This is a genomic window from Rhizomicrobium sp. (genome assembly GCF_056722145.1).
In genome coordinates this window covers 1-22,508 of record NZ_JBWZET010000115.1, presented here as the reverse complement: position 1 = coordinate 22,508, position 22,508 = coordinate 1, and the positions used below count along the sequence as shown (strand labels likewise).

Here is a 22,508-nt window from a genome sequence, read left to right as displayed (position 1 = left end):
TCGCGAAGCTCCAGCCGAGCGCGATGAAGGTCACGATCATGCCGAGCCCGTCGCTGAGCCACGGCAGCCAGCCGGAGAAGAAGTGGTAGCGCTGCGCCCACGACAGATCGGTCTTGCCGAAGAAGATCGCGCCGGCGTGCCGCTTCATGATCTGCATGGCGCCGTAGACCCAGCGATAGCGCTGGCCCTGGAACGATTTCAGCGTGTCGGGAATGAGGCCTTTGCCCATCGACACCGGCAGATAGGCGGCGCCGTAGCCGGCCTCGAACAGGCGAAGGCCGAGTTCGGTATCCTCGGTGATGCACCACGTCGCCCAGCCGCCGACTTCGTCGAGCTTGTCCTTGCGCACGATGGTCATGGTGCCGTGCTGGATGATGGCGTCGCTTTCGTTGCGCTCGACCATGCCGATCTGGAAGAAGCCGCGATATTCCTCGTAGCACATCGCCTTGAACAGGCTTTCGTCGGCGTCGCGATAATCCTGCGGGCCTTGCACGATGGCGATGCGCTCGTCGGCGAAATAGGGCAGCGTCAGCCGCATCCAGTTGGGATCGACGTGATAGTCGCTGTCGATCACCGCAACATATTTCGCATCCGGGTGGGTCAGCGTGATCGCGATGTTGAGCGCGCCGGCCTTGAACCCCTTGACGCCGCCGACATGGAAGAAGCGGAAGCGCGGGCCCAGCATGGCGCAGTGCGCCTGAACCGGCTTCCAGGATTCCTCGTCCGGCGTGTTGTTGTCGAGAACGATGACCTCGAAATTCTCGTAGTCGAGCCGCGCCAGCGCATCGAGCGTCGCGATCAGCATCTCGGGCGGTTCGTTGTAGCAAGGAACATGCACCGAGACCATCGGCGGATTCTCGGGGATCGTCGCCCGCACCAGGCGCTTGTCCACCCGCCACAACGCCGACGCCAGCTCGACGCCTTCGGTCAGGATGACGATCGACGCCAGCAACACCAGCGGGCTCATCGCCAGGATCATCGCGATGTTGGTGGGATCGACATAGTTCAGCGTCACCGCGTCGATCAGGAGCAGGATGCCGGTCGTCACCAGCGCCACCAGTCCGCCGATCACGACATAGCCGGTGGAGCGCACCTTGGGCATGCGCCCGAGAATGATGAAGCCGAGCAGCAGCGAGAACGCCGCCGCCAGCAGCGTGTATCTCCGCCACTGCGGGAACGAGCGCACCGTGCCGGTGAAATTGAATTTCGGCTGGCCTTCGGCGTTGAACAGGCCCCAATAGGCGCCGACGCCGCCGCCCTTGCCTTCGATCGCGGCCTTCCACGGCTGATCGTAGGCCTCGATGATGTAGTAGTCGTAGCCCTTGTCGAGCGCGAGCTGCACGAAGTTGCGGATGAAATAGGCCTGATTGGCGAGCGAGGCGTCCGCATTGTTCATGGTGCGGCCCTGCGACGGCCAGCCGACCTCGCCGATCACGATCGGCTTGTCGGGGAACTCATTCTGGACGTGGTTGAAGGCGCCCTGCAGGAAACCCATCGAACCGCGGATGTCGGCGCCTTCCCAGTACGGCAACAGGTGGACGAAAATCACGTCGCAATACTGGCCGACTTCGTCGTGCATCAGCCAGGTCGACCAGGTTTCGGCGGTCGTCACCTTGATGCGGGCCGGCAGCGCCGCGCGCACGCGCTTGATGTAGCCGATCAGCTGCTGGTCGGTGACGTCGCCGCGCATCAAGGCTTCGTTGCCGACGATGACGCGGTCGATGGCGCGCCGGTTGGCGAGAATCGCCGCCAGCGCCTTGTCCATCTCGATTTCGTTCTTGTCGAGATCGGCGCCGATCCAGATGCCGACCGACACGGTGAGACCGTAGCGCTGGGCGATTTCCGGAACCTTGTCGAGGCCGTAATTCACCGTGTAGGTGCGGACGTGACCGGTGAAGCGGCTGAGCTGCGCCATGTCGGCGTCGATGCGCTCGGGCGGAACGTGCTTAAGCTGCTCGCTGTCGTAGGTGTGGCTCGGATAGTAGGTGACCCCACGCACCAGGCCGTCCCACTCCGGCGCCATGACGGTGTAGTCGCGGCTGGCCCAGAACAGCGCGCTGGCCGACACCACCAGCAAGAGCGCCAGGGCGATACGAAGCGCGCCGCCGCGACCGCGCAGAAGCTGAGCCAGCTTGTTCGTCACGTATTACGCTCCGCCGGCACCCGCCTCGCGACGGGTCCGGCCGTTTGCCGTTGCCGCTGCACGATCACCGATCGGGGTCGTCCGGCCCGAGATCCTCACCGGCATGCTTGTCGTCCGGGTTGTTGGGATCGGCCGGGCGCAGACGCGCCGGAACGACCTTCATCAGTTCGACCTCGAACACCAGCGTCTGCATCGGCGGAATCTGCGGCGGCGAACCGGCTTCGCCATAGCCGAGCTTGTACGGAATGAGAATCTGCCAGCGGTCGCCGACCTTCATCAGGGTCAGCGCTTCGGCCCAGCCCGAGATCAGCGAGTTGACCTTGAAGCGGACCGGCATGCCCTCTTCGGTGCCGTCGAACTTCTCGCCGTTGATCAGCGTGCCGGTGTAATAGACCGTCACGTAATCGGTCGGCCGCGGCCGCATGCCGTAGCCGCTCCGCAAGATCTGATAGCGCAGGCCCGACGGCTTGATCACCGCACCGGGTTTGCCGAGATGGGCCTTGTCCCACGCCGCCAGATACGCCTGGTTGGCAGCCGGCGAAAGCTTGGGATCGGGACCGGCCGCATGGGCCGCCGTTGCCATCAGCAGGACCGCCAAAATCAGTGCAAGACGCATGGTAATTCCTCTTCACAGGTACGCCTCGGCCGCGGCACTCCGCGACTCGCGCACTACACCATATCCGAGCGCGTGAACGCCCGGTGCCCTTCCTATGTCAGACCCACAGAATAACCCAAAGGCAGGGCGGGTGCGCCAGCCTAATTATCGCGGCCGGTTAACCCTTTGGCCCGCGGAACAGGCGCGCCAGGAGGCCGCGCTTGCCGGCCGGTTTGCCGAGGGCGCCGCCGATGTGGCCGGAGGCGCCGGTTTCGCGTGCCGGTTCGGGCCTCGCGGGCTTGGGCATATCCGGGATGCGGGGCCGCTCCGACCGCGGCAGCTTGTAGCCGGGCGCCGGCGAGGCGGATTCGCCGCGGCGGGTGGTCATCGAATGGGTGGCAAACGACTTGGCCCAGGCTTCGTCCGGGTTGAGCGGCTGCCGGGTCGGCGTTGGGGCCGGCGGCGGCTTGGTTCCGGTGGCGTCGTACTGGCGCGCTTTCAACTCTTCGATGGTGTGTTCGAGCCGATCGGCGGCCTCGGCGAAATGCGAACGCGGCGCGGTCATGCCATCACTCCCTGCCGTTTCCACCAGGTGAAGCCGGCGTCGCGGCTGATCACGGCCACATCGATGGCGCCGCCAACGGTCGGGTCCTGGGCGGAAATGCGCTTCTTGAAAATGTTGAGCGCCACGAGGTCGTGCACGGTCTCGGCGAGGTCCTGACGGGTGGAAATTTCCACCACCGCGAGGATCGGGTCGATGTAGGTGCTGCGCTGGAAGGAATTGAGCGTGCGGTAGCAGCTTTCCACCGCCTGCGGCACGCATTCCTCCTGGGCCTCGCGGCGGATGCTCTCGCGCTCGGCGGGATCGATGTTGTCAAAACGGCCCACGACATTGTCGACCAGCTCGCTCGACACCTCGGAGACGGTGTCATAGAGGCGCGCCTCGAGATCGATATCGATCCCGCCCAGGAAGGCGTACGAGGCATCGCTTTCGGCGTAGAGCGAAATCGAGGCGTGAACGTCGCCGTCGATCCTGGTTTCGTCGACCTGCGCCCGCTTGACGATGCCGCCGATCACCGCCGAAGCATTGTAGGTGACCAGCACCGGGTAGGCATCGCCGCTGCCGAAGCCGCCGAACACCAGCCCGGTGACGTCCTCAAGGAACAAATCCTTCACGACGCAGAACACGGCGATGTCGCACAGCCGCTGGCGTGCCGCCAGATCCAGCGGAAATGCCCGGAAGGCATAGCCGATCATCTCCTCGGCGGTATCGGCGTAATCGCGTTTGATGCGGTCGGCGAAGCCGGGCGGGAAGCAGTCGAGATCGCGGCGCGGACGGCCGTCGACATACCTTTGGTAGCGCCCCCACACCAGTTCGATCGCCTCACCCAGGATGACCTCGTCGGGACCTTCGGTGCCGGTCGACTGCAGGTAATCGGCGAGGCGGAAGATGAAGCGGAAGACCGACAGTACCAGCCGCTTGTACTCGTCGCGCTGGCGCGCCGGCGGAAAGAAGCTCTCAAGCACGTCGAGCAGACTGAACAGGCTTTCGGCATAGTCGCGGACATGCGCCATCGGTTTGGGCCGGGCATGGCTGCCGAAATGCTCGACCAGCACATCCCAGGGATGGCCCATCAGATCGGCGATGCCGAAGAACATCACCCCGACCGGCAAACCCTCGGCAAGATTGAACAGCTTCTTCTGATCATTGCGGACGATCACCCGTTCGTCATCGATCATGGTCACCGCAGAATCCGCGGCCAACGCAATAGCACGTTGATTCATCAACACAATTTCAGACGTCATGACGCACCCCGCCGGGCAGGCCTCACCCTCGCCTGCACGCCCCGGATGAGGATGTCACAAAGCCCAGTGAATTGGGAGTGCAGCGTGGCGGGCGGCCGCGCCCGGCAGGTCGGCGGCGCTGAACAGGTGCGGAAACACGACGTGCAGCAGCACCGCGAGGCCGAACAGGAACACCAGCACGCCGGAGACCCGGTTGATGATCTGGACAACGTGGTCGTCGATCTTGGCGTGCAGCTTGCCGACCGTGGTGGTCAGCACCAGCCACCAGGTCGCCGAGCCGAGCATGACGCCGAGCACCCAGAACGCCGCCTGGAAGAAGCGCAGGCTTTCCGACAATCCGCCGAGGCCGGCGGCGCCCGAGAAGAACCACAGCAACGTCGCCGGATTGGTGGTGGTGAGCGCAAAGGTGGTGGCCATGCCGCGGGCCGGCGATTTGATGGCGCCGTTCTTGCCGTTGCCATTCTTGCCGTTGCCGTTGCCGTTGGCCGGCTTGCCGTTGCAGGTGGCACCGCCCGCCGCGATCAGGGCGTCACCGATTCGCTCCGGCGGCGAGGCGAAAAACATGCGCAGTCCCATGACCGTCAGCATGATGCCGCCGCCGATCTGCAGCGGCACCGAATAGGCACCGATGATCTGGGCAATGGCGGTCAGGCTGAAGGCGGCGATGCAGGCGAAAATACCGTCGCCGAGCGAGGCGCCAAGCCCCGACAGGAAGCCGTAGAACGCATTGAATTGCAGCGTCCGGCGAATGCAGATCAGATTCACCGGTCCGATCGGAACGGCCGCAATGAGCCCGATCGCCCAACCTGTGAGGATGATCGTTACGTAATCCATCAGACCCCGACAGCTTGGCCGGTTGGCGCATTCGTATGGATCATAAGGTTCCCTGGCGTCTTTCCGGCGGCGCGCCGCTTATAGAACAATATCCCCTGCCGGTGGCGAGTTGGTAGTTGCCTCTGTCGCGGCCCGACCGGCCCGTAACCCCGGCGCCGAGCAGCGGTTCCCTCCCCGTCCCCCGAATTGCGGCCGATTTCCCCGATTTGGGCTTCAGCCATTACGGCAAAGTGTCCCGGCTTGCAGGGTCGCAGCCATGCGACGCGACGACGCGACCATGAGTTGTCCAGAGACGATTGGTCCGCCACACCCCGCCGCAGGAGCGATGTTCCCATCGCTGTTAAGCCTATCGTCCGGGGCCGGAGCGTTGCTCCGCCTACGAATTACCGGGCAGTGCGTTGCAGCGTCTCCCAGAACCGGAGCGGCTTGCCGGCGCCCGCCGTCACCAGGGCACCGTCGCGCATCACCGTCGTGCCGCGGATGATGGTGGCCACGGCCCAGCCGGTGGTTTCCATCCCGTCGAAGGGAGTCCAGCCGCAGCGCGACGCGATCCACGAATTCTCGATCCGCTTTTTCGCCTTCAAGTCGACGACGGTGAAGTCGGCGTCGTAGCCGATGCCGATGCGGCCCTTGTCGGCGATGCCGAAGATGCGCGCCGCGCCGGCGCTGGTCAGATCGACGAAGCGTTCCAGCGTCAGCCGGCCGGCGGCGACGTGGTCGAGCATCAGCGTCACCAGCGTCTGCACGCCGGTCAGGCCCGACGGCGAGTCGGGATAGGTCTTGGCTTTTTCCTCGCGCGTATGCGGCGCGTGGTCGGAGCCGATGACGTCAATCAGGCCGTCGGCCACCGCCTGCCACAGCGCCTCGCGGTGATGGGCCTCGCGGATCGGCGGGTTCATCTGGGCGAGCGTGCCGAGGCGCTCGTAGCACTCCGGCGCCGCCAGAGTGAGGTGCTGGGGCGTGGTTTCCACTGTTGCCAGATCGCGCGATTCGGCGAGCAGCGGCAGTTCGTCGGCCGTTGTGACGTGCAGGACATGCAGCCGCCGCCCCGCCGCCCGTGCCAGCCGCAGCACCCGCTCGGTCGAAGAACGCGCCGTCTCGGCATCGCGCCAAACGGGATGGGTCCGCACATCGCCGCGCACGGCGTAGGGTTTGCGTTCGCGCAGGCGCTGCTCGTTCTCGGAATGCACCGCCATGCGCCGCGAGCCGCCCTGCAGCGCCGCGAAAATCGCGTCTTCCTGCTCCAGCAGCAGCGTGCCGGTGGAGGAGCCGAGGAATGCCTTCACGCCGCACACGCCCGGCAGCTTTTCCAGCTCGGACAGCGCCCCGACATTGTCCGGCGTCGCGCCGACGTAGAAGGCGTGGTCGCAATGCATCCGCCCGGCGGCCCGCGCCAGCTTGTCTTCGATGGCGGCGCGCGTGGTGGTCGGCGGATTGGTGTTCGGCATCTCGAAAACCGCCGTCACCCCGCCGAGCACGGCGGCGCGCGAGCCGGACTCAAGGTCTTCCTTGTGGGCGTTGCCGGGTTCGCGGAAATGCACCTGGGTATCGATCACGCCGGGAAGGACGTGGAGCCCGGTGGCATCGAACACCTCGGCCGCCGGACCGGTGAGACTGCCGATCGCGCGAATCTTGCCATCGCGTACACCAACATCGGCTTGTGCAATGCCGTTCGGCGTTGCACACATCCCTCCGCGGAGCAAAAGATCGTAGCTTTCCATACGCCAAGCAGTAGGCTGCGCGCCGATCCTTGGCAACAGCACCGAACGAGGCCCGCTTGATTCGCAAACCCTGCCACCTCAGCGACCGCGCCGTCATCGCCGTTTCGGGCCCCGAAGCGCGCCCGTTCCTGCAGGGGCTGATCACCAACGATGTCACAAACCTGACGCCCGGACAGCCGCTGTACGCCGCCCTGCTGTCGCCGCAGGGCAAAATCCTGTTCGATTTCCTGTTGTTCGCCGAGGACGACACCATCCTGATCGACGTCCAGATGCAGCAGCGCCCGGGGCTGGTCCAGCGCCTGACGCTGTACAAGCTGCGCGCCCAGGTCACCATCGAACCGCGCAACGACCGCATCGTCATCGCCGATGCTGGCCCCGACGACCCGCGCCTGGCGGTACTCGGCCAGCGCAATGTCGTCGCAGCCGATGTTGAGACTGTCGATGGCACCGACGCCTATCACGACTGGCGCTGGACCCATGGCGTGCCCGAGGCGGCCGATTTCGGCAACGAAAAGGTGTTCGCTCTCGATGGCGATCTCGACGAGCTCAATGCCATTTCCTTCACCAAGGGCTGCTATGTCGGCCAGGAACTGACCGCCCGCATGAAGCATCGCGGCACCGATCGCAAACGCCTCCTGCCGTTCAGCGCCCCCGATGCCGAAATCGCGGCCGGCACGGCGCTGACCGCCGGTGCGGTCGAACTCGGTAGCGTGATGTCGTCGTATGGCGACGCCGGCTTTGCTCTCGTCCGTCTCGACCGGCTGGCGGAAACCCCCGGCCCGCTCACGGTAGCAGGCGCCGACGTTTCGATCCTAAAACCGGAATGGCTTTTCAAGTGAGTCACTCGGCGCCACCGCGCGTCCCAACACATTCAGGAGGGTTACCCATGTTGCATCATGTTTCCGTCGGCGTGCGCGATGTCGAACGCGCCGCTGAGTTCTACGACGCCGTGCTCGGCGCCCTCGGCTACAAGCGCGTGCTGGAGTTCCTGCCCTATGGCATCGGCTATGGCGAGGACAAGCCCGAGTTCTGGGTCCAGATGCCCCATAACCAGCAGGTCGCGACCGCGGGTAACGGCGTGCACATCAGCTTCGTCGCCCGCACAACCGCGGCGGTGGATGCCTTTCACGCCACGGCAGTGGAACTCGGCGCCCAGGATGCCGGCGCCCCCGGCCCGCGCCCCGACTACAGGCCGGATTATTACGGTGCCTTCGTGATCGACCTCGACGGCAATAAGCTGGAAGCGACGCTGCTGCCGCTGCCGGCGGCGCCGAAGAAAACCGCCAAGAAGGCGGTCAAGAAAGCCGCTCCGGCAAAAAAGGCGGCCAAGAAAGCGGCGCCAGCCAAGAAGGCCGCCCCGGTAAAGAAAGCCGCGAAGAAAGTCGCGCCGGTGAAAAAGGCCGCCAAGAAGGTGGCGAAAAAGGTTGCCAAGAAGCCGGCCAAGAAAGTCGCCAAGAAGAAGGCCCGGAAGTGAGCGAAGTCTCGCGCTGCCCGTGGCCGGGCGTCGATCCGCTGTACGTCTCCTACCATGACAAGGAATGGGGCGTGCCGGAGTTCGACGCCCGGGCGCTATACGAAAAGCTGGTGCTCGACGGCTTCCAGGCGGGGCTGTCGTGGATCACGATTCTGCGCAAGCGCGAGAACTTCCGCAAAGCCTTCGACGGCTTCGAGCCGGAGAAGATCGCCCGCTACGGCAAGCGCGAGGTGGCGCGGCTGGTGACCAACGAAGGCATCATCCGCAGCCCGGCCAAGATCAACGCCGCGATCAAGGGCGCCCAGCTCTGGCTCGACATCCAGGAGAAGGAGCCCGGCGGGTTTCCCTATCTGATCTGGAAGCACGTCGACGGCAAGCCGAAGATCAATCACTGGCGCGCGGGCAGCAAAACGCCCGCCGAAACGCCGATGAGCCAGAAGCTGGCCAAGGAACTGAAACAGCGCGGCTTCAATTTCTGCGGCCCGGTGATCGTCTACGCCTTCGCCCAGGCGATCGGCATGGTCAACGACCACCTCGTCACCTGCTTCCGCCATGCCGAGTGCGAGAAACTGGCGTCCACCGTGGCGCTGCCGATGCTGGAAGAAAAGCGCGCCCGCGCCAAGTGAGATACCGATGCTGAAATACGCCCTCGCTGCCGTGCTGCTGCTGCTGACGGCCGCCAACGCCAAGACCCCGGCCGAAGAGTGGAAAGACGGCATCGCCGACGCCAACGCGGTGTGGGCGACCAACAAGCACGCGTATTTGAAGATCATCGACGCCGTCTATCTCCACGACGGCGAATTCGCTTCGCTGGTCGTCGATCCCAACAAGCCGGCGCGGTGGGTGAAGGGCAAGCAGCCCAACGCCGCCCTCGTCGCCTCGTTCGCACAAGGCAAGCCGGTGCTGAGCCGGGCCGGTCAGCCGGTGTCACCCGCCATGCTGGCGAACGGCATCGACATTGCGCCGGGCGTGGATGTCACCGGCGGCGCGACCCAGATGGCGCCAGGAGAAACCGGCCTCAGGTTGTGGGTGTTCGACCAGAAGGCGGCGGCGGCGAAGGCATTCAAGGGCATCGCCGTTTTTCCTTACGATCCGGCCTATCGCGTCACGGCGCGGTTCACGCCCGATCCGAAATTCACCCCGCACGTCTTTCGCACCTCGCGCGGCCTCGACAAGCAGTTCTTCCATGCCGGTGATGCGACGTTCTCGTTGCAGGGCAAGACCATCACCCTGCCGCTCTACGGCGACGCCAGCAAACCGGTTGAGGTGAAGACACTGAGTTCGTTCTTCACCGACCAGCTCACCGGCAAAGGCGCCTATCAGGCCGGGCGCTATGTCGATGTAGTGGAACCGATCGGCAAGTTCCCGCCGGCAACGGTGACCATCGATTTCAATTTCGCCTACAACCCGAACTGCGCCCGCTCGAGCTTCTTCAATTGCCCGTACGCGATCGACTTCATCCCGCTGGCGATGAAAACCGGCGAGAAAGACCCGCACGCGGCGCCTTGATCACACCCGCAGCAGCAGCCCGGCGTTGAGGGTGAGCAGGTATTTGCCGCTGTTGTCCATGTTGAGATTCTGGACGCGGCCGGATACGCGCAGCTCGGCGCCGCCGTAGTAATACGCCAGTCCGAGCCCAACTTCGGGGCTGACTTCGGATCTGCCCGCGAGCGTGGCGAAATCGGTGGCATGGGTGACGATGTCCTTGGTCGGATCGGTCGCTCCGATTTTTCGCGCGGTAATCGTCGAATCCGTCTGCGTCATTTCCTTGACCTTGGCGACCGACAGGCCGGTGAACACGAACGGCACCAGACCGGTGTGTCCGAGCGGCAGACGCACATAAAGATCCGTGCCGATACCGAGTGCCGAGGAATGGTAGTCGGTCGTGCTGACGGTCGTGACGGTGTCGGTCTTGGTGGTCTCTACAGACGTGGAGGCCGGCGTCGAACCGCCCGTGCCGTACCCCATCCGAACGGACATTTCGAACGCGAAATACCGGCCGAAGGTCACGCCTCCGAACGGCGAATAGCCGTTGAGCGTTTTGCCGTAGAGGTTGGAAGTTTTGAAGGCGAGCATGCCGCGTTCGTAGCCGGCACCGAAATAGGGATGAAACGCATCATCGTCGGCCCATGCTCCGACGGTCATCGCCGCCAGAACAGTCGTCGCTGCCAGAAGCCCCACTCGCATGACCAACCCCCCAATGTTGATGCGCGAAAGTGGGCGCGACGGCTGCGTTTTGCAAGGCACGGTTGTTGCGACGTTTTCGCAGTCGCAATGCTGGCAAACGCCGACGCATTAACGCCTCGCGCACCTCTTCGCGCGACACTACAGCCATGAACTTCGAGCGCCTCCTCGCCAGCCAAGTCCATCCCGCCATCGCCGCCGCGGCGCGCTATTTCCAGGAGCTGGCGCCCGGCGTGGATTTACCCAAGCGGCACGACTTCCGGCCGACACGAGTGCCGGCCCTGCTCGGCTATTATTTCCTGATCGACGTCCTGCCCGGCGACTATCGCTTCAGCCTCGCCGGCGAGCACATGTCGCTGCTATTCGGGACCGATGTCACTCACATGCGGCTTAGCGCGGTCGGCGTCGAACCGTTGCGCGAGCGCTTGGCGCAGACCTACGACCGGGTCGTCGCCAGCGAGACATTCCTTTATGTGCGCGGGCGCTATGCCTGGACCGAGCGCGCGGTCGGGATCGAACGCCTGCTGGTGCCGATGGCCGACGACGATGGCGCGCTGAATTCGATCCTCGGCATCTCGATTCCCGATACCGCGCTCGAGACGCTGAATCTCTACGCCGAAATCGGCGCCGCGACGCTCGAAATCGACACCGAAATCGCGGGCTAAACCCAGAGTTCGACGTCCGGCTTCGCCAGCACCTCGCCCCAACTCAGGCGCCACATGCCGCGCGGTTCGTCCATGGCCGGAGCAACGGCCGGGCCGCACAGATACTGGATGCCCGCATCCTGGGCATATTTCAGCGTGTTCTTGTCACGAATACCGTGCAGGAACGTGCCGAGCGCGTTGCGCCGGGCGAACTGCGACAGCCGCTCGGCATCGTCGGGCGCAAACGAACCGCGCGGCGGCAATTCGCACATATCGTAGCCGACCGCCTTCAATCCAATGCCCTGATAGCAGCTGAACGCGCGCGTCTGGGGATGGATCGTCGCCACCACGCCGCGGCCGAACGGATTGAGCGCCGTCACCATGTTGGCGAGCGCCGTCTGGCCGACGCCGAGCGGCACGTTGAAGATCACGAAATTGATCAGCGCCCGGTAATCGCGGCTCATCTCGCGGCAGGCCGACAGCACCTCCATGCGCCCGGCCGGCGAGCCGAACACGTCGAACGACAGCGGCAGGTTCAACAAAAAGCGATGACCACTCTGCTGCGCCCGCGCCAATTGGGCGATGCCGCGCTGCAGCACCGACATCTCGATGAACAGCCGCTCCTTGGGCTCCAGCACAGTGGTCGCGACATTTGCCGGCCGCCCGGCGATGCGGACCGCCTTGGGCTCGCAGCCATAGGTCGTCACCGCCGCGTTGGGCACCGACCACACCGGCACGAATTGGTGCTCCACCTCCACAGGCGAGACGCCATTTACCGTCGCCGGACGGTTATCGGGGCTCTTGGTGTGGGCATGATCGTGGTGGCGCGGCTTGCCGTCTTTGCTGGAGAGCAATTCGCCGATACCGACACGCTCGGCAAGCACGGCAACCGTCGACGGCGGCAGCCGCTTCAGGATCAAGCCATCGTCCTCGCCACCGACCACGGTATCGACGTGAATCTGCGCCAGGCCGCATTCGCCGAGAAAACTGATGTGCAGGTCGTAGGCAACGCGCGTGCAGATGGCGCTGACATCGTCGGCATCGGTCGTCGGCATGGTGACGAGATAGGCGGTGTCGCCGAGACGGATGAACAGGTCGTTGGGGCCGAGTTTGGAGCGCAACAGCGATTCCAGGCGCGCATAAACGCCGTCGCGGATGCGCGGCCAGCGCTCCCCGGCATTTTCCTTCAGAGCATCAAGCTCCACAACATTGACGCAGCCTTTCGCCAAAAACGCTGGCGATGCGGCGGCGGCCAACATGGGCGATAAATTCTGCTGCATCGAACGCGCTACTCGCACCTAGGGTATTCAGCCTAGGCGCAGGGCGTAACCAGAAAGTTATCGACTAATTGGGCGGTTAACAGACAACTACTTGTAAACTATAACCCCATATCCGGGGCCGCAGCGGCGCTATTGCGCAGTCTCGATCACCCCGTACCAGCCCAGCCCCTTGTAGGTTTCGTAGCCCGGCGTCAGCGAATAGGCCACCAGCCGCCCGTCGCGCGCGTAGTAGCCGCGATTGCCGCCGGAACGGTCGAGCCGGTACTGCTCTTTGAGCACGCCTTTGCCGTCCGACGCCGCAATCACGCGGTCGGCGGCATCGACGATCAGCACGCGGGACGCCGCCTTCTCCTCGTCCGCCAGTCCGACACCGGTGACGACGGTGCGCGCCTGCGGTGCCCAGTCGAAAAAGATGCCGAGTACCCCGATCGGGCGGCCGTTGGTGTCGCCTCGCTCGCGGATGGCGGTGGCATAGGTCGCGACCGCGGCATCGCCGAGGCCCGGATTGGCAGCGATATCGGCAACCGCAAAGTCCTCGCCCGAGCGCGTCGCCATTGCATCGCGAAACCACGACGTGCCCGAAACATCGGCACCGGCAACACGGTATTTGTCGGGCTGGCCGTTGGCGATCACCCGCCCGCGCGCGTCGGCGACCCACAGGTCGAGATAGACCGTGTAGGACCGCAAAATCGTCGCCAGCCGCGACACGGCATAGCGACAGCGCTCCGCGGTCGGGTCCTCGGCCGCTTCCACCACGGCACTGTCGGTCGCCCACCAGCGCACGTCGCACGAGCGCTCATAGAGATTGCGGTCGATGATTTCGATAATATTGAGCGCCAGATCCTGGCAGCGCATGCCGCGGAAACGCGCCACCATGTCGGCCATCACCGCAACGTTCGCGGCAATGGCGTTCTTGAGTTCGAGGCTGACCACGCCGATGTCCTTGGCGACGCTGCCCATCTCGGACGCCACCACAGCAAACGCATTGCCGGTCGAGCCCGCCCGCGCCGCCTCGATACGGGCGTTCAGCGACAACAGGTGCGTTTGGCGCGTAATGGCATCGATCAGCCCGATCTTCTCTTCGGTAACGCGCGCGACTTCGCTGCTCAGCTTGATGATGTCGTCCTGCATGTAATCCCCCGCGAATGAGGAATAGTCTGCGGCACAAGCATTTAAGGAGACATTTCGTCTCTGCGTAGAATTACTGATCTCTTTTTGTGCAGCATGCGCGGCGCTCGCAAAAAATCGCGACCCACTGCTCGCCGCGGGCGCGGTCTGCTCAGCGCTGAGGCAATTGCGGCGCCAGGCCTTAATCAGCCGTTACGACAATCGCGCCGGTGGATCAGCCGCGGCCGCGATAGGGCTCGACTTCCAAATCGGGCAGCCAGACGTTTCGCGGCAGCCGTCCGGTCTGCCAGAACACGTCGATCGGAATACCGCCGCGCGGATACCAGTAGCCACAGATGCGCAGGTATTTCGGCTTCAAGATCTCGACCAGCCGCTTGCCGATGGCAATTGTGGTGTCTTCGTGGAAGGCCGGATTGTTGCGGTAGCTGTTGAGATAAAGCTTGAACGATTTCGACTCCACCAGCGTCTTCGCCGGGCAATAGTCGATGACGAAATGCGCGAAGTCGGGCTGGCCGGTCACCGGACACAGGCAGGTGAACTCCGGCGCCGTGAAGCGCACGACATAATCCGTACCCGGATGAGGATTGGGGACGGCCTCCAGCCGGGCGTCCGCCGGCGAAGCCGGGATCGGCGCCACGCGGTGGCCGAGCTGGGTCAGGGTCTTCTTGAGGGCGGGTTTCTTGCGCATGGGAGCATTCAGATGAATCGGCGGCGCGATTTATAGCACCGATCCGCCGATGTCATCCCGGACGCGCCTTGGAGATTTCACCATCCGGCAGGTTGGCGCGATCCGGGACCCACGCGGAAATCTGACTTGCGCCTGGGTAGGTCCCGGCTCTGCGCGCTGCTACGCACTTCGTGCTTCGAAGCCCTTGGCCGGGATGACAGCGTTTGTGTCCTACTTTCCCTCTTTCCACTTCTTCACCGCCGCCAGCGTCAGGCTGACATGCTGGTCGGGATTCATGGCGCTGTAGACGAAGGCGACCTTGTGGTCGGGGGTGATGACGTAGGAAATGCGGTTGGCGTACGGCACTACCGGCATCTTGGCGTCGTAGGCCGCGATCACCTTGCCGTCCGGATCGGCCGCTACCGCGAATTTGGAGCGGCACCCGCTGACCGAGAACTCGTTGAGCTTGGCGATGCCATCGTGGCTGACCCCGATTACGGTGGCGCCCAGGGCGGCGAACTTGTCGGTCGCCTCGGCGAAGTCGTGGGCTTCGATGGTGCAGCCCTTGGTAAAGGCCGCCGGGTAGAAGTAGAGGACCACCGGCCCCTTCTTCAGCGCCGCGGCCAAGGCGAAGGTGAATTCTTTTCCACCCATCGAGGCCTGGGTGGAGAAATCCGGTGCCGGCGCCCCGACCGTCAACGCGGCCTGGGCCGGAGCAACGGCCAAGATCAAGGCGATACTGGCGAAAGCGCGCTTCATGGAGTACTTCCTCTGTCGGGCCCGGGCAGGACTATGCGGGCGACCGGGCACGACGGCAACCGCTGTCTGCACTTGAAAGTCCGAGCAAAAACCACGAAATGCGTGGGGCTAACCGAGGGGCGACCGCCTGATGCAACCCGAGCCGCAGAAGACCGCTAGCACCGTCAAGACGGCCTCGGCCGTTCCGCCGCTCCCCCCGAAGGGGTTGGCTGGGGTGACGGCCCGCGTGCGCGCCACCCTGAAGCCGCTGGTGCCCAAGCCGGTTGCCGACTTCTGGGCCCGCGACGACGTCAAGGCCGTCTGGGACTGGGTCAAGGAGCCGCTTTACGCCGTTCTCCTGATGTTCGGATTCACCAGCATCGTGGTGCAGCCCTTCTACGTTCCGTCGGGGTCGATGGAGCCGACGCTGGCGATCGGCGATGCCGTGCTGGCGACCAAGTTCGCCTATGGCTATTCGCGCTATTCGCTGCCCTTCGACTACATTTTCCTCGGCTCGTCGACCGAGACGCCCAAGCCGGTGCTGCAGCGCCTGCCGACGGTCGGCGACGTCATCGTCTTCCGCCTGACGAGCAATCCCAAGACCACGTTCGTCAAGCGCGTGGTCGGGCTGCCGGGCGACCGCATCCAGATGAAGGACGGCCACCTCTGGATCAACGGCCGGGAGCTGCCGCTGAACTACATCCGCATGGCCGACGACGAAGACGGCGACGGCAGCTTCGCCCCGACCGCCATCTATGAAGAGACCCTGCCCAACGGTCGCACCCATCAGGTGTTCAAGAAGCTGATGGACGGTCCGGCCAACAACACCCAGGAATATCTCGTGCCGCAGGATCACGTCTTCATGATGGGCGACAACCGCGACGATTCCTGCGACAGCCGCTTCCCGATCGAGCAATGCGGTGTCGGCTTTGTGCCCACCGGCAATCTGGTCGGCCGCGCCTTCGTCGTGATCGGCTCGGTGGATTTCAAGAACGCCGCCGGCTTCTGGGAATGGCCGATCTACTTCCGCGGCTCGCGCCTGCTCAACCTGGTGCGGTAAAGGCTTCGCGGCAGGGCTTGAAAGTTGCACCGGCTCGCCTCAGGTAAGGGCCTGGAGGGGCGTCCCATGACTCGGTCTGCGTCGTTTGTCCGTTGGATCCGGTTTCGCAAAGGCCTGCGGCGCATTTTCCCGCGCGATCGCGTCCGCGCGGCTTGGGACTGGGTGAAAGAGCCGCTGATCATCTTCGGCGTCATCTATATGGGGGCCAGCGCCGTCGCCCAACCGTTCTACGTGCCGTCCGGCTCGATGCAGCCGACGCTTGGAATCGGCGATCTGCTGCTGGCCACGAAATACTCCTACGGCTACTCGCGCTACTCGCTGCCGTTCGCTTTTGGGCCAACGCCGACGCGCCAGCTGTTTGCCAGTCTGCCGCAGCCCGGCGACGTGGTGGTATTCCGCAAGCCCGACGGCTCGTCGCAGAACCTGGTCAAGCGCGTGGTGGCGCTGCCCGGCGATCGCGTCCAGATGAAAGCCGGCCGGCTATGGATCAACGGCCGCGAACTGCCGGTGCGCGCCGAAGGCAGTGGCCAAGCCGAAGATGGACCCGGCGAGCGCAATCCGGGCGACTATCTCGACGTCGAGCGCTATGTGGAAACCCTGCCCAACGGCCGCGAGCACCCGATCTACAAAAAGCCCGGCGGCTGGCTGTTTGACGACACGCCGGAGTACGTGGTCCCGCCCGGTAACCTGTTTGTGATGGGCGACAATCGCGACGACTCGGCCGACAGCCGGGTGCCGCGGGAGATGAACGGGGTCGGCTTCCTGCCGGCGGCCAATGTCGTCGGCCGCGCCCGCGTGATCGTCGCCTCGGTCGATTTCGTCAACGCCAGCGGCTTCTGGGAATGGCCATTCCAAATGCGCCTCAACCGGACGCTGTCGCAGGTGAAGTGAATAGCCTCGTTTTTGCCGCAATCGCGGTCCGGTTGCACAGGAAAGCGGCGGTGGTGTTGCGCCATTTTGGCCTGCGTAAACCCCGCGACCTCCCCGCTGGTTGCGCCCCCTTCCCATCCCATGCTAAGGCCCACGCCGCGCACGCTTAAGGATTCGCGCGCGCCGCTAATTTTTCATTTCCCCTCAGGGGTTTAATGGAGCAACGGAGGGTCTCTCTCCGGCTCCGATGAAACGGATAAAGCGTGGCAAACGAAGCTCATCTTTCGGGGATCGCAGGGCGCTATGCGCTGGCCGTCTTCGAGCTTGCCCTGGAAGCGAAATCGATCGACGCGGTCGGACGCGATTTTCAATCTCTAAAAGCCGCCCTTGCGGAAAGCACCGATCTGGCTCGCCTGGTGCGGGCGCCGGTGTTTGCCCGCGAGGATCAAGCCAAGGGAATGCAGGCCCTGCTCGGCGCGCTGGAAGCCGACGCGCTGACGGTGCGTTTCGTGCTGCTGTTGTGCGCCAAACGCCGTCTGTTCCTGTTGCCGGCGATCATTCGCGACTACGGCACGCTGGTCGAACGCGAGAAGGGTGAGATCGAGGCCCAGGTGACCTCGGCCCACGTCCTCAACGACGCGCAGGTCGACGAACTGAAGCGCGCCCTCAAGGACAGGCTCGGCCGCGATCCGCTGCTCAAGACCGAAATCGATCCGACGCTGCTCGGCGGCCTCGTGGTCAAGGTCGGCTCGCGCATGATCGACTCTTCGCTCCGTTCCAAGCTGAACGGACTTCGCCTCGCGATGCGCGGCGCCAACCACTGAATTCCTCGCGCTTCGGCGTGAGACACTCTTTCTGCCCAGGATAAAAGGAAGTAGCACGATGAACATCCAACCGGCCGAAATCTCGTCAATTCTCAAGCGCGAGATCCAGAACTTCGGCGCCGAAGCGGAAGTCAGCGAAGTCGGACAGGTTCTGTCGGTCGGCGACGGCATCGCCCGCGTTTATGGCCTCGACAACGTCCAGGCCGGCGAAATGGTCGAGTTCCCGGGCAGCATCAAGGGCATGGCCCTCAACCTTGAAAGCGACAACGTCGGCGTCGTGATTTTCGGCTCCGACACGACCATCAAGGAAGGCGACACTGTCAAGCGCACCGGTGCCATCGTCGACGTGCCGGTCGGCAAGGGCGTGCTCGGCCGCGTCATCGACCCGCTCGGCAATGCGATGGACGGCAAGGGCCCGATCCCCTCGACCGAAAAGCGCGTCGTCGACGTCAAGGCCCCCGGCATCATTCCGCGCCGCTCGGTGAAAGAGCCGATGCAGACCGGCCTCAAGGCGATCGACGCCCTGATCCCGATCGGCCGCGGCCAGCGCGAACTGATCATCGGCGACCGCCAGACCGGCAAGACCGCGATCGCGATCGACACCATCCTGAACCAGAAGAAGATCAACCAGTCGGGCGACGAGAAGAAGAAGCTCTACTGCATCTACGTCGCCATCGGGCAGAAGCTGTCCACCGTCGCGCAGATCGTCAAGACGCTCGAAGACGCCGGCGCCATGGAATACACCGTGGTGGTCTCCGCCACCGCCGCCGAGCCGGCCCCGCTGCAGTACCTGGCGCCGTTCGCCGGCTGCGCCATCGGCGAGTGGTTCCGCGACAACGGCATGCACGCCCTGATCATCTACGATGACTTGTCGAAGCAGGCCGTGTCGTATCGCCAGATGTCGCTGTTGCTGCGCCGCCCGCCGGGGCGCGAAGCCTATCCGGGCGACGTCTTCTATCTGCATAGCCGCCTGCTCGAGCGCGCCGCGAAGATGAACGAGGATTACGGCGGGGGTTCGCTGACCGCCCTGCCCGTCATCGAGACCCAGGCGAACGACGTCTCGGCCTACATTCCGACCAACGTGATTTCGATCACCGACGGCCAGATCTTCCTTGAAACCGACCTGTTCTATCAGGGCATCCGCCCGGCGGTGAACGTCGGCATCTCGGTGTCGCGCGTCGGCTCGTCGGCGCAGGTGAAGGCGATGAAGCAGGTCGCCGGCTCGATCAAGCTGGAACTGGCGCAGTACCGCGAAATGGCGGCGTTCGCCCAGTTCGGTTCCGACCTCGACGCTTCCACCCAGCGCCTGCTGAACCGCGGCGCCCGCCTGACCGAACTCCTCAAGCAGCCGCAGTATTCGCCGCTGCCGGTGGAAGAGGAAGTCGCGGTGATCTATGCCGGCGTGAAGGGCTATCTCGACAAGCTGCCGATCGCCAAGGTCGGCGCCTTCGAACGCGGCCTGCTCTCGATCCTGCGCGGCAAGCACCAGGATATCCTCGACGCCATTCGCACCGTCGGCGCCCTCAACGCCGAGATCGAAGGCAAGCTCAAGGCCGCAATCGACGACTACGCGAAAGAGTTCGTCTGATGGCATCGCTGAAGGCACTCCGCACACGCATCGCCTCCGTCACGGCGACGCGCAAGATCACCAAAGCCCAGCAAATGGTGGCGGTGTCGAAGCTGCGCCGCGCCCAGCAGGCCAATGAAGCCGCCCGCCCCTACGCCCAGAAGATGAAGGCGGTGATCTCGGGCATGGCGGCCGGGCTCAAGAACAATCCCGGCGGCCCCAAGCTGCTCACCGGCAACGGCAAGGACCAGCGGCATCTGCTGGTGGTCTGCACCGCCGACCGCGGCCTGTGCGGCGGTTTCAACACCAACATCGTGCGCTTCGCCAGGGCGCAGATCGAGGAGTTGAAGTCCGAAGGCAAGGACGTGCAGATCCTCTGCGTCGGCCGCAAGGGACGCGATCAGCTCAAGCGCCTGTACGGCGATCTCATCGTCGACACGGTGGAGTTCACCGGCGTGCGCCAGATCGGCTTCGCCAATGCCGACGAAATCGGCAAGCGTCTGCTGGCGTGGTTCGACGACGGCAGGTTCGACGTCGCCACCTTGATCTACGCCCGCTTCAAGTCGGTGATGACGCAGACCCCGACCGCGCTGCGCCTGATCCCGGCAGCGATTGAGGATGACGCGGCGGCTCCGCCGGCCCAGGTCTACGAGTACGAGCCGGACGAAGGCGAAGTCCTCGCCGAGCTGCTGCCGCGGAACATCAGTGTGCAGATTTTCTCGGCGCTGTTGGAAAACGTCGCCGGCGAATTCGGTGCCAAGATGACCGCAATGGACGGTGCCACCCGCAACGCCGGCGAGATGATCGCCAAGCTGACGCTGGTCTACAACCGCACCCGCCAGTCGAAGATCACCTCGGAACTGATCGAAATCATTTCGGGCGCCGAAGCGCTTTAACCGTAGGAGAACGAACATGGCCTACACGACCAAAGCAATCTCCAAGGGCGGCCGCGCCGGACGTGCGGCGATCGAAGGCGGCGCGCTCGCGCTCGCCATGTCCTTCCCCAAGGAACTCGGCGGCGACGGCGATGCGCACAATCCCGAGCAGCTGTTCGCCATCGGCTATTCGGCCTGCTTCAATCAGGCGGTGATCGTGCTCGCCAAGAAGCACGGCATCGATCCGGCGGCGGCCGTCGTCGGCTGCGCCGTGACGCTCAACACCGAGAACAACGACTTCAAGCTTTCCGTCGAGATGACGCTGAAGGTCGCCGGCGCCGACAAGGCCGCCGTCCAGGCCCTGCTCGAAGACGCCCACTCGATCTGCCCGTATTCCAAGGCGACGCGCGGGAATATCCCGGTCACCTTGACTGCACTTTGAACGGTTACAAACGACGTTTAACGAAGGAGGCAAGTGGGATATACCAGGTATATGACCGAAGAGACCGAAAACTTGGTCCTTGAGATCCTGCGGGCGATGCGTGCCGATATCGCGGACTTGAAGCGCGATAGTGTCGACATCAAATCGCGATTGACGGCGATCGAAAGCACCACCGGGGCCATTCAGGCCCAACTTGGTCATCTGCAGGTTCAGATCGCCAGTTAGACGTCCAGGATTGATCACATGGACCTGCGTCTTGATCGTATCGAAAAACGTCTCTATCTGGTCGAAGCCTAATTATCCCGCCTGTCCTCCTCACGAGTTCAACACGGTGCCCTGCGCCGTCTGAAGGTTTCGAGAGGAAGTGACGCCAATGAACGACACGACGAGCAAATTGAACGGCAAGGTGGCACAGGTTACCGGCGCCGTGGTGGACGTCCAATTCGAAGGACATCTGCCGCAAATCCTGAACGCGCTGGAAACCGACAATCACGGCCGCCGGCTGGTGCTCGAAGTCGCACAGCACCTGGGTGAATCCACCGTCCGCACCATCGCCATGGACACCACCGACGGCCTCGTCCGCGGCCAGTCCGTGACCGATACCGGCCGCCCGATCGCGGTTCCGGTCGGCGACGGCACCCTCGGACGCATCATCAACGTCATCGGCGATCCGGTCGACGAAGCCGGTCCGGTCGACGCCGCCGAGCGCCGTCCGATCCATGCCGAAGCGCCCTCGTTCACCGATCAGTCGACCGAAGCCCAGGTGCTGGTCACCGGCATCAAGGTCGTCGACCTGCTCGCGCCCTATTCCCGCGGCGGCAAGATCGGCCTGTTCGGCGGCGCCGGCGTCGGCAAAACCGTGTTCATCCAGGAACTGATCAACAACATCGCCAAGAAGCACGGCGGCTATTCGGTGTTCGCCGGCGTCGGCGAGCGTACCCGTGAAGGCAACGACCTCTATCACGAGATGATCGAGTCCGGCGTGAACAAGGACCCCAAGAAGGGTTCCACTGCCGGTTCGAAGTGCTCGCTGGTGTTCGGTCAGATGAACGAGCCTCCGGGAGCCCGCGCCCGCGTCGCCCTGACCGGCCTGACCGTCGCCGAGTATTTCCGCGACCAGGGCCAGGACGTGCTCCTGTTCATCGACAACATCTTCCGTTTCACCCAGGCGGGTTCGGAAGTGTCGGCGCTGCTCGGCCGTATTCCGTCGGCGGTGGGCTATCAGCCGACACTGGCCACCGACATGGGCTCCCTGCAGGAACGCATCACCACCACCTCGAAGGGTTCGATCACCTCGGTGCAGGCCATTTACGTGCCGGCCGACGACATGACCGACCCGGCGCCGGCCACCTCGTTCGCCCACTTGGACGCCACCACGGTGCTGTCGCGTGCGCTGACCGAAATCGGCATTTATCCGGCCGTGGACCCACTCGACTCGACCTCGCGCATTCTCGACCCGCATGTCGTCGGTCAGGAACACTACGAAGTCGCCCGTAAGGTCCAGTCGACCTTGCAGCGCTACAAGAGCCTGCAGGACATCATCGCCATTCTCGGCATGGACGAGCTCTCGGAAGAAGACAAGCTGACGGTCGCCCGCGCCCGTAAGATCCAGCGCTTCCTCTCGCAGCCCTTCCACGTCGCCGAAGTGTTCACCGG

At 64.2% G+C, this 22,508-nt stretch carries 24 protein-coding genes; 13 read left to right on the top strand and 11 right to left on the bottom strand.

What is annotated here, in order from left to right; all coding sequences use genetic code 11:
* From AC1P6P_RS06695 to AC1P6P_RS06670, 6 genes are all read right to left on the bottom strand, one after another.
* On the bottom strand, nt 1–2,143 hold a 2,143-nt coding region (locus AC1P6P_RS06695), incomplete at its 3' end, for a glycosyltransferase (RefSeq protein WP_481401658.1).
* 64 nt (nt 2,144–2,207) lie between these two features.
* On the bottom strand, nt 2,208–2,759 hold the full coding sequence (gene bamJ / locus AC1P6P_RS06690; RefSeq protein ID WP_481401657.1) for a BamJ family beta-barrel-assembly machinery protein: 552 nt from the start codon (nt 2,757–2,759) through the stop codon (nt 2,208–2,210).
* A gap of 157 nt (nt 2,760–2,916) precedes the next feature.
* Complete coding sequence (locus AC1P6P_RS06685; RefSeq protein WP_481401656.1) at nt 2,917–3,303, bottom strand: hypothetical protein; 387 nt, start codon at nt 3,301–3,303, stop codon at nt 2,917–2,919.
* Complete coding sequence (locus AC1P6P_RS06680) at nt 3,300–4,484, bottom strand: hypothetical protein (RefSeq protein ID WP_481401655.1); 1,185 nt, start codon at nt 4,482–4,484, stop codon at nt 3,300–3,302. The genes AC1P6P_RS06685 and AC1P6P_RS06680 overlap by 4 nt, the downstream gene beginning before the upstream one ends.
* 114 nt (nt 4,485–4,598) lie before the next feature.
* Nucleotides 4,599–5,378 (bottom strand): LysE family translocator, encoded by a 780-nt coding sequence (locus AC1P6P_RS06675; protein ID WP_481401654.1) that lies wholly within the window; start codon nt 5,376–5,378, stop codon nt 4,599–4,601.
* Nucleotides 5,379–5,761: 383 nt separating this feature from the next.
* Nucleotides 5,762–7,099, bottom strand: coding sequence for a dihydroorotase (locus AC1P6P_RS06670; RefSeq protein WP_481401653.1), 1,338 nt, complete (start codon nt 7,097–7,099; stop codon nt 5,762–5,764).
* A 56-nt stretch (nt 7,100–7,155) separates the two neighbouring features.
* On the opposite strand from AC1P6P_RS06670, the gene ygfZ reads away from it, so the two are divergent.
* The 4 genes from ygfZ to AC1P6P_RS06650 are packed head-to-tail and all read left to right on the top strand — an operon-like array spanning nt 7,156 to nt 10,082.
* Nucleotides 7,156–7,938, top strand: a complete 783-nt coding sequence (ygfZ, locus tag AC1P6P_RS06665; RefSeq protein WP_481401652.1) for a CAF17-like 4Fe-4S cluster assembly/insertion protein YgfZ — start codon at nt 7,156–7,158, stop codon at nt 7,936–7,938.
* Nucleotides 7,939–7,985: 47 nt separating this feature from the next.
* Nucleotides 7,986–8,573 (top strand): VOC family protein, encoded by a 588-nt coding sequence (locus AC1P6P_RS06660; protein WP_481401651.1) that lies wholly within the window; start codon nt 7,986–7,988, stop codon nt 8,571–8,573.
* On the top strand, nt 8,570–9,199 hold the full coding sequence (locus tag AC1P6P_RS06655) for a DNA-3-methyladenine glycosylase I (protein ID WP_481401650.1): 630 nt from the start codon (nt 8,570–8,572) through the stop codon (nt 9,197–9,199). The genes AC1P6P_RS06660 and AC1P6P_RS06655 overlap by 4 nt, the downstream gene beginning before the upstream one ends.
* 7 nt (nt 9,200–9,206) lie before the next feature.
* Complete coding sequence (locus tag AC1P6P_RS06650) at nt 9,207–10,082, top strand: DUF1684 domain-containing protein (RefSeq protein WP_481401649.1); 876 nt, start codon at nt 9,207–9,209, stop codon at nt 10,080–10,082.
* Here the strand turns inward: AC1P6P_RS06650 and AC1P6P_RS06645 are convergent, their stop codons facing one another.
* Nucleotides 10,083–10,760 (bottom strand): outer membrane beta-barrel protein, encoded by a 678-nt coding sequence (locus AC1P6P_RS06645; RefSeq protein ID WP_481401648.1) that lies wholly within the window; start codon nt 10,758–10,760, stop codon nt 10,083–10,085.
* 146 nt (nt 10,761–10,906) lie between these two features.
* Between AC1P6P_RS06645 and AC1P6P_RS06640 the strand changes: the two genes are divergently transcribed.
* The gene (locus AC1P6P_RS06640; protein WP_481401647.1) at nt 10,907–11,422 is read left to right on the top strand and encodes a PAS domain-containing protein; all 516 of its coding nucleotides are present in this window, start codon (nt 10,907–10,909) and stop codon (nt 11,420–11,422) included.
* Here AC1P6P_RS06640 and AC1P6P_RS06635 read toward each other — a convergent pair.
* The 4 genes from AC1P6P_RS06635 to AC1P6P_RS06620 all read right to left on the bottom strand — a co-directional run bounded on the left by AC1P6P_RS06635 (nt 11,419) and on the right by AC1P6P_RS06620 (nt 15,235).
* The gene (locus tag AC1P6P_RS06635; RefSeq protein WP_481401646.1) at nt 11,419–12,660 is read right to left on the bottom strand and encodes a hypothetical protein; all 1,242 of its coding nucleotides are present in this window, start codon (nt 12,658–12,660) and stop codon (nt 11,419–11,421) included. The genes AC1P6P_RS06640 and AC1P6P_RS06635 overlap by 4 nt on opposite strands.
* Before the next feature lie 150 nt (nt 12,661–12,810).
* On the bottom strand, nt 12,811–13,890 hold the full coding sequence (locus AC1P6P_RS06630; RefSeq protein ID WP_481401659.1) for a methyl-accepting chemotaxis protein: 1,080 nt from the start codon (nt 13,888–13,890) through the stop codon (nt 12,811–12,813).
* 133 nt (nt 13,891–14,023) lie between these two features.
* Nucleotides 14,024–14,497 (bottom strand): preQ(1) synthase, encoded by a 474-nt coding sequence (gene queF / locus AC1P6P_RS06625; RefSeq protein ID WP_481401645.1) that lies wholly within the window; start codon nt 14,495–14,497, stop codon nt 14,024–14,026.
* A gap of 210 nt (nt 14,498–14,707) precedes the next feature.
* Nucleotides 14,708–15,235, bottom strand: coding sequence for a peroxiredoxin (locus tag AC1P6P_RS06620; RefSeq protein WP_481401644.1), 528 nt, complete (start codon nt 15,233–15,235; stop codon nt 14,708–14,710).
* A 130-nt stretch (nt 15,236–15,365) separates the two neighbouring features.
* Between AC1P6P_RS06620 and lepB (AC1P6P_RS06615) the strand changes: the two genes are divergently transcribed.
* The 8 genes from lepB (AC1P6P_RS06615) to atpD form a co-directional block, all read left to right on the top strand.
* Nucleotides 15,366–16,274: a signal peptidase I gene (gene lepB / locus AC1P6P_RS06615; RefSeq protein WP_481401643.1), complete on the top strand. Its 909-nt coding sequence runs from the start codon at nt 15,366–15,368 to the stop codon at nt 16,272–16,274.
* 66 nt (nt 16,275–16,340) lie between these two features.
* Nucleotides 16,341–17,165, top strand: a complete 825-nt coding sequence (gene lepB, locus AC1P6P_RS06610; RefSeq protein WP_481401642.1) for a signal peptidase I — start codon at nt 16,341–16,343, stop codon at nt 17,163–17,165.
* Nucleotides 17,166–17,407: 242 nt separating this feature from the next.
* Nucleotides 17,408–17,968, top strand: coding sequence for a F0F1 ATP synthase subunit delta (locus AC1P6P_RS06605; protein ID WP_481401641.1), 561 nt, complete (start codon nt 17,408–17,410; stop codon nt 17,966–17,968).
* A gap of 58 nt (nt 17,969–18,026) precedes the next feature.
* Nucleotides 18,027–19,556 carry a F0F1 ATP synthase subunit alpha gene (gene atpA, locus AC1P6P_RS06600; protein ID WP_481401640.1) on the top strand — a complete coding sequence of 510 codons (1,530 nt, stop codon included), beginning with the start codon at nt 18,027–18,029 and terminating at the stop codon, nt 19,554–19,556.
* Nucleotides 19,556–20,431: a F0F1 ATP synthase subunit gamma gene (locus AC1P6P_RS06595; RefSeq protein WP_481401639.1), complete on the top strand. Its 876-nt coding sequence runs from the start codon at nt 19,556–19,558 to the stop codon at nt 20,429–20,431. The genes atpA and AC1P6P_RS06595 overlap by 1 nt, the downstream gene beginning before the upstream one ends.
* 16 nt (nt 20,432–20,447) lie before the next feature.
* Nucleotides 20,448–20,852, top strand: a complete 405-nt coding sequence (locus tag AC1P6P_RS06590; RefSeq protein WP_481401638.1) for an organic hydroperoxide resistance protein — start codon at nt 20,448–20,450, stop codon at nt 20,850–20,852.
* Nucleotides 20,853–20,903: 51 nt separating this feature from the next.
* Nucleotides 20,904–21,077, top strand: a complete 174-nt coding sequence (locus AC1P6P_RS06585) for a hypothetical protein (protein WP_481401637.1) — start codon at nt 20,904–20,906, stop codon at nt 21,075–21,077.
* A 148-nt stretch (nt 21,078–21,225) separates the two neighbouring features.
* Nucleotides 21,226–22,508, top strand: a 1,283-nt coding sequence (gene atpD / locus AC1P6P_RS06580; RefSeq protein ID WP_481401636.1) for a F0F1 ATP synthase subunit beta, incomplete at its 3' end; no start/stop codon positions are given.

What these genes read in the sequence shown, in the direction of transcription:
- bamJ (WP_481401657.1), bottom strand. Translation starts at nt 2,759, where the DNA reads ATGCGTCTTGCACTGATTTTGGCGGTCCTGCTGATGGCAACGGCGGCC.
- AC1P6P_RS06685 (WP_481401656.1), bottom strand. Translation starts at nt 3,303, where the DNA reads ATGACCGCGCCGCGTTCGCATTTCGCCGAGGCCGCCGATCGGCTCGAA.
- AC1P6P_RS06675 (WP_481401654.1), bottom strand. Translation starts at nt 5,378, where the DNA reads ATGGATTACGTAACGATCATCCTCACAGGTTGGGCGATCGGGCTCATT.
- AC1P6P_RS06670 (WP_481401653.1), bottom strand. Translation starts at nt 7,099, where the DNA reads ATGGAAAGCTACGATCTTTTGCTCCGCGGAGGGATGTGTGCAACGCCG.
- AC1P6P_RS06660 (WP_481401651.1), top strand. Translation starts at nt 7,986, where the DNA reads ATGTTGCATCATGTTTCCGTCGGCGTGCGCGATGTCGAACGCGCCGCT.
- AC1P6P_RS06650 (WP_481401649.1), top strand. Translation starts at nt 9,207, where the DNA reads ATGCTGAAATACGCCCTCGCTGCCGTGCTGCTGCTGCTGACGGCCGCC.
- AC1P6P_RS06645 (WP_481401648.1), bottom strand. Translation starts at nt 10,760, where the DNA reads ATGCGAGTGGGGCTTCTGGCAGCGACGACTGTTCTGGCGGCGATGACC.
- AC1P6P_RS06640 (WP_481401647.1), top strand. Translation starts at nt 10,907, where the DNA reads ATGAACTTCGAGCGCCTCCTCGCCAGCCAAGTCCATCCCGCCATCGCC.
- AC1P6P_RS06635 (WP_481401646.1), bottom strand. Translation starts at nt 12,660, where the DNA reads ATGTTGGCCGCCGCCGCATCGCCAGCGTTTTTGGCGAAAGGCTGCGTC.
- queF (WP_481401645.1), bottom strand. Translation starts at nt 14,497, where the DNA reads ATGCGCAAGAAACCCGCCCTCAAGAAGACCCTGACCCAGCTCGGCCAC.
- AC1P6P_RS06620 (WP_481401644.1), bottom strand. Translation starts at nt 15,235, where the DNA reads ATGAAGCGCGCTTTCGCCAGTATCGCCTTGATCTTGGCCGTTGCTCCG.
- lepB (WP_481401643.1), top strand. Translation starts at nt 15,366, where the DNA reads ATGCAACCCGAGCCGCAGAAGACCGCTAGCACCGTCAAGACGGCCTCG.
- lepB (WP_481401642.1), top strand. Translation starts at nt 16,341, where the DNA reads ATGACTCGGTCTGCGTCGTTTGTCCGTTGGATCCGGTTTCGCAAAGGC.
- atpA (WP_481401640.1), top strand. Translation starts at nt 18,027, where the DNA reads ATGAACATCCAACCGGCCGAAATCTCGTCAATTCTCAAGCGCGAGATC.
- AC1P6P_RS06595 (WP_481401639.1), top strand. Translation starts at nt 19,556, where the DNA reads ATGGCATCGCTGAAGGCACTCCGCACACGCATCGCCTCCGTCACGGCG.
- AC1P6P_RS06590 (WP_481401638.1), top strand. Translation starts at nt 20,448, where the DNA reads ATGGCCTACACGACCAAAGCAATCTCCAAGGGCGGCCGCGCCGGACGT.
- AC1P6P_RS06585 (WP_481401637.1), top strand. Translation starts at nt 20,904, where the DNA reads ATGACCGAAGAGACCGAAAACTTGGTCCTTGAGATCCTGCGGGCGATG.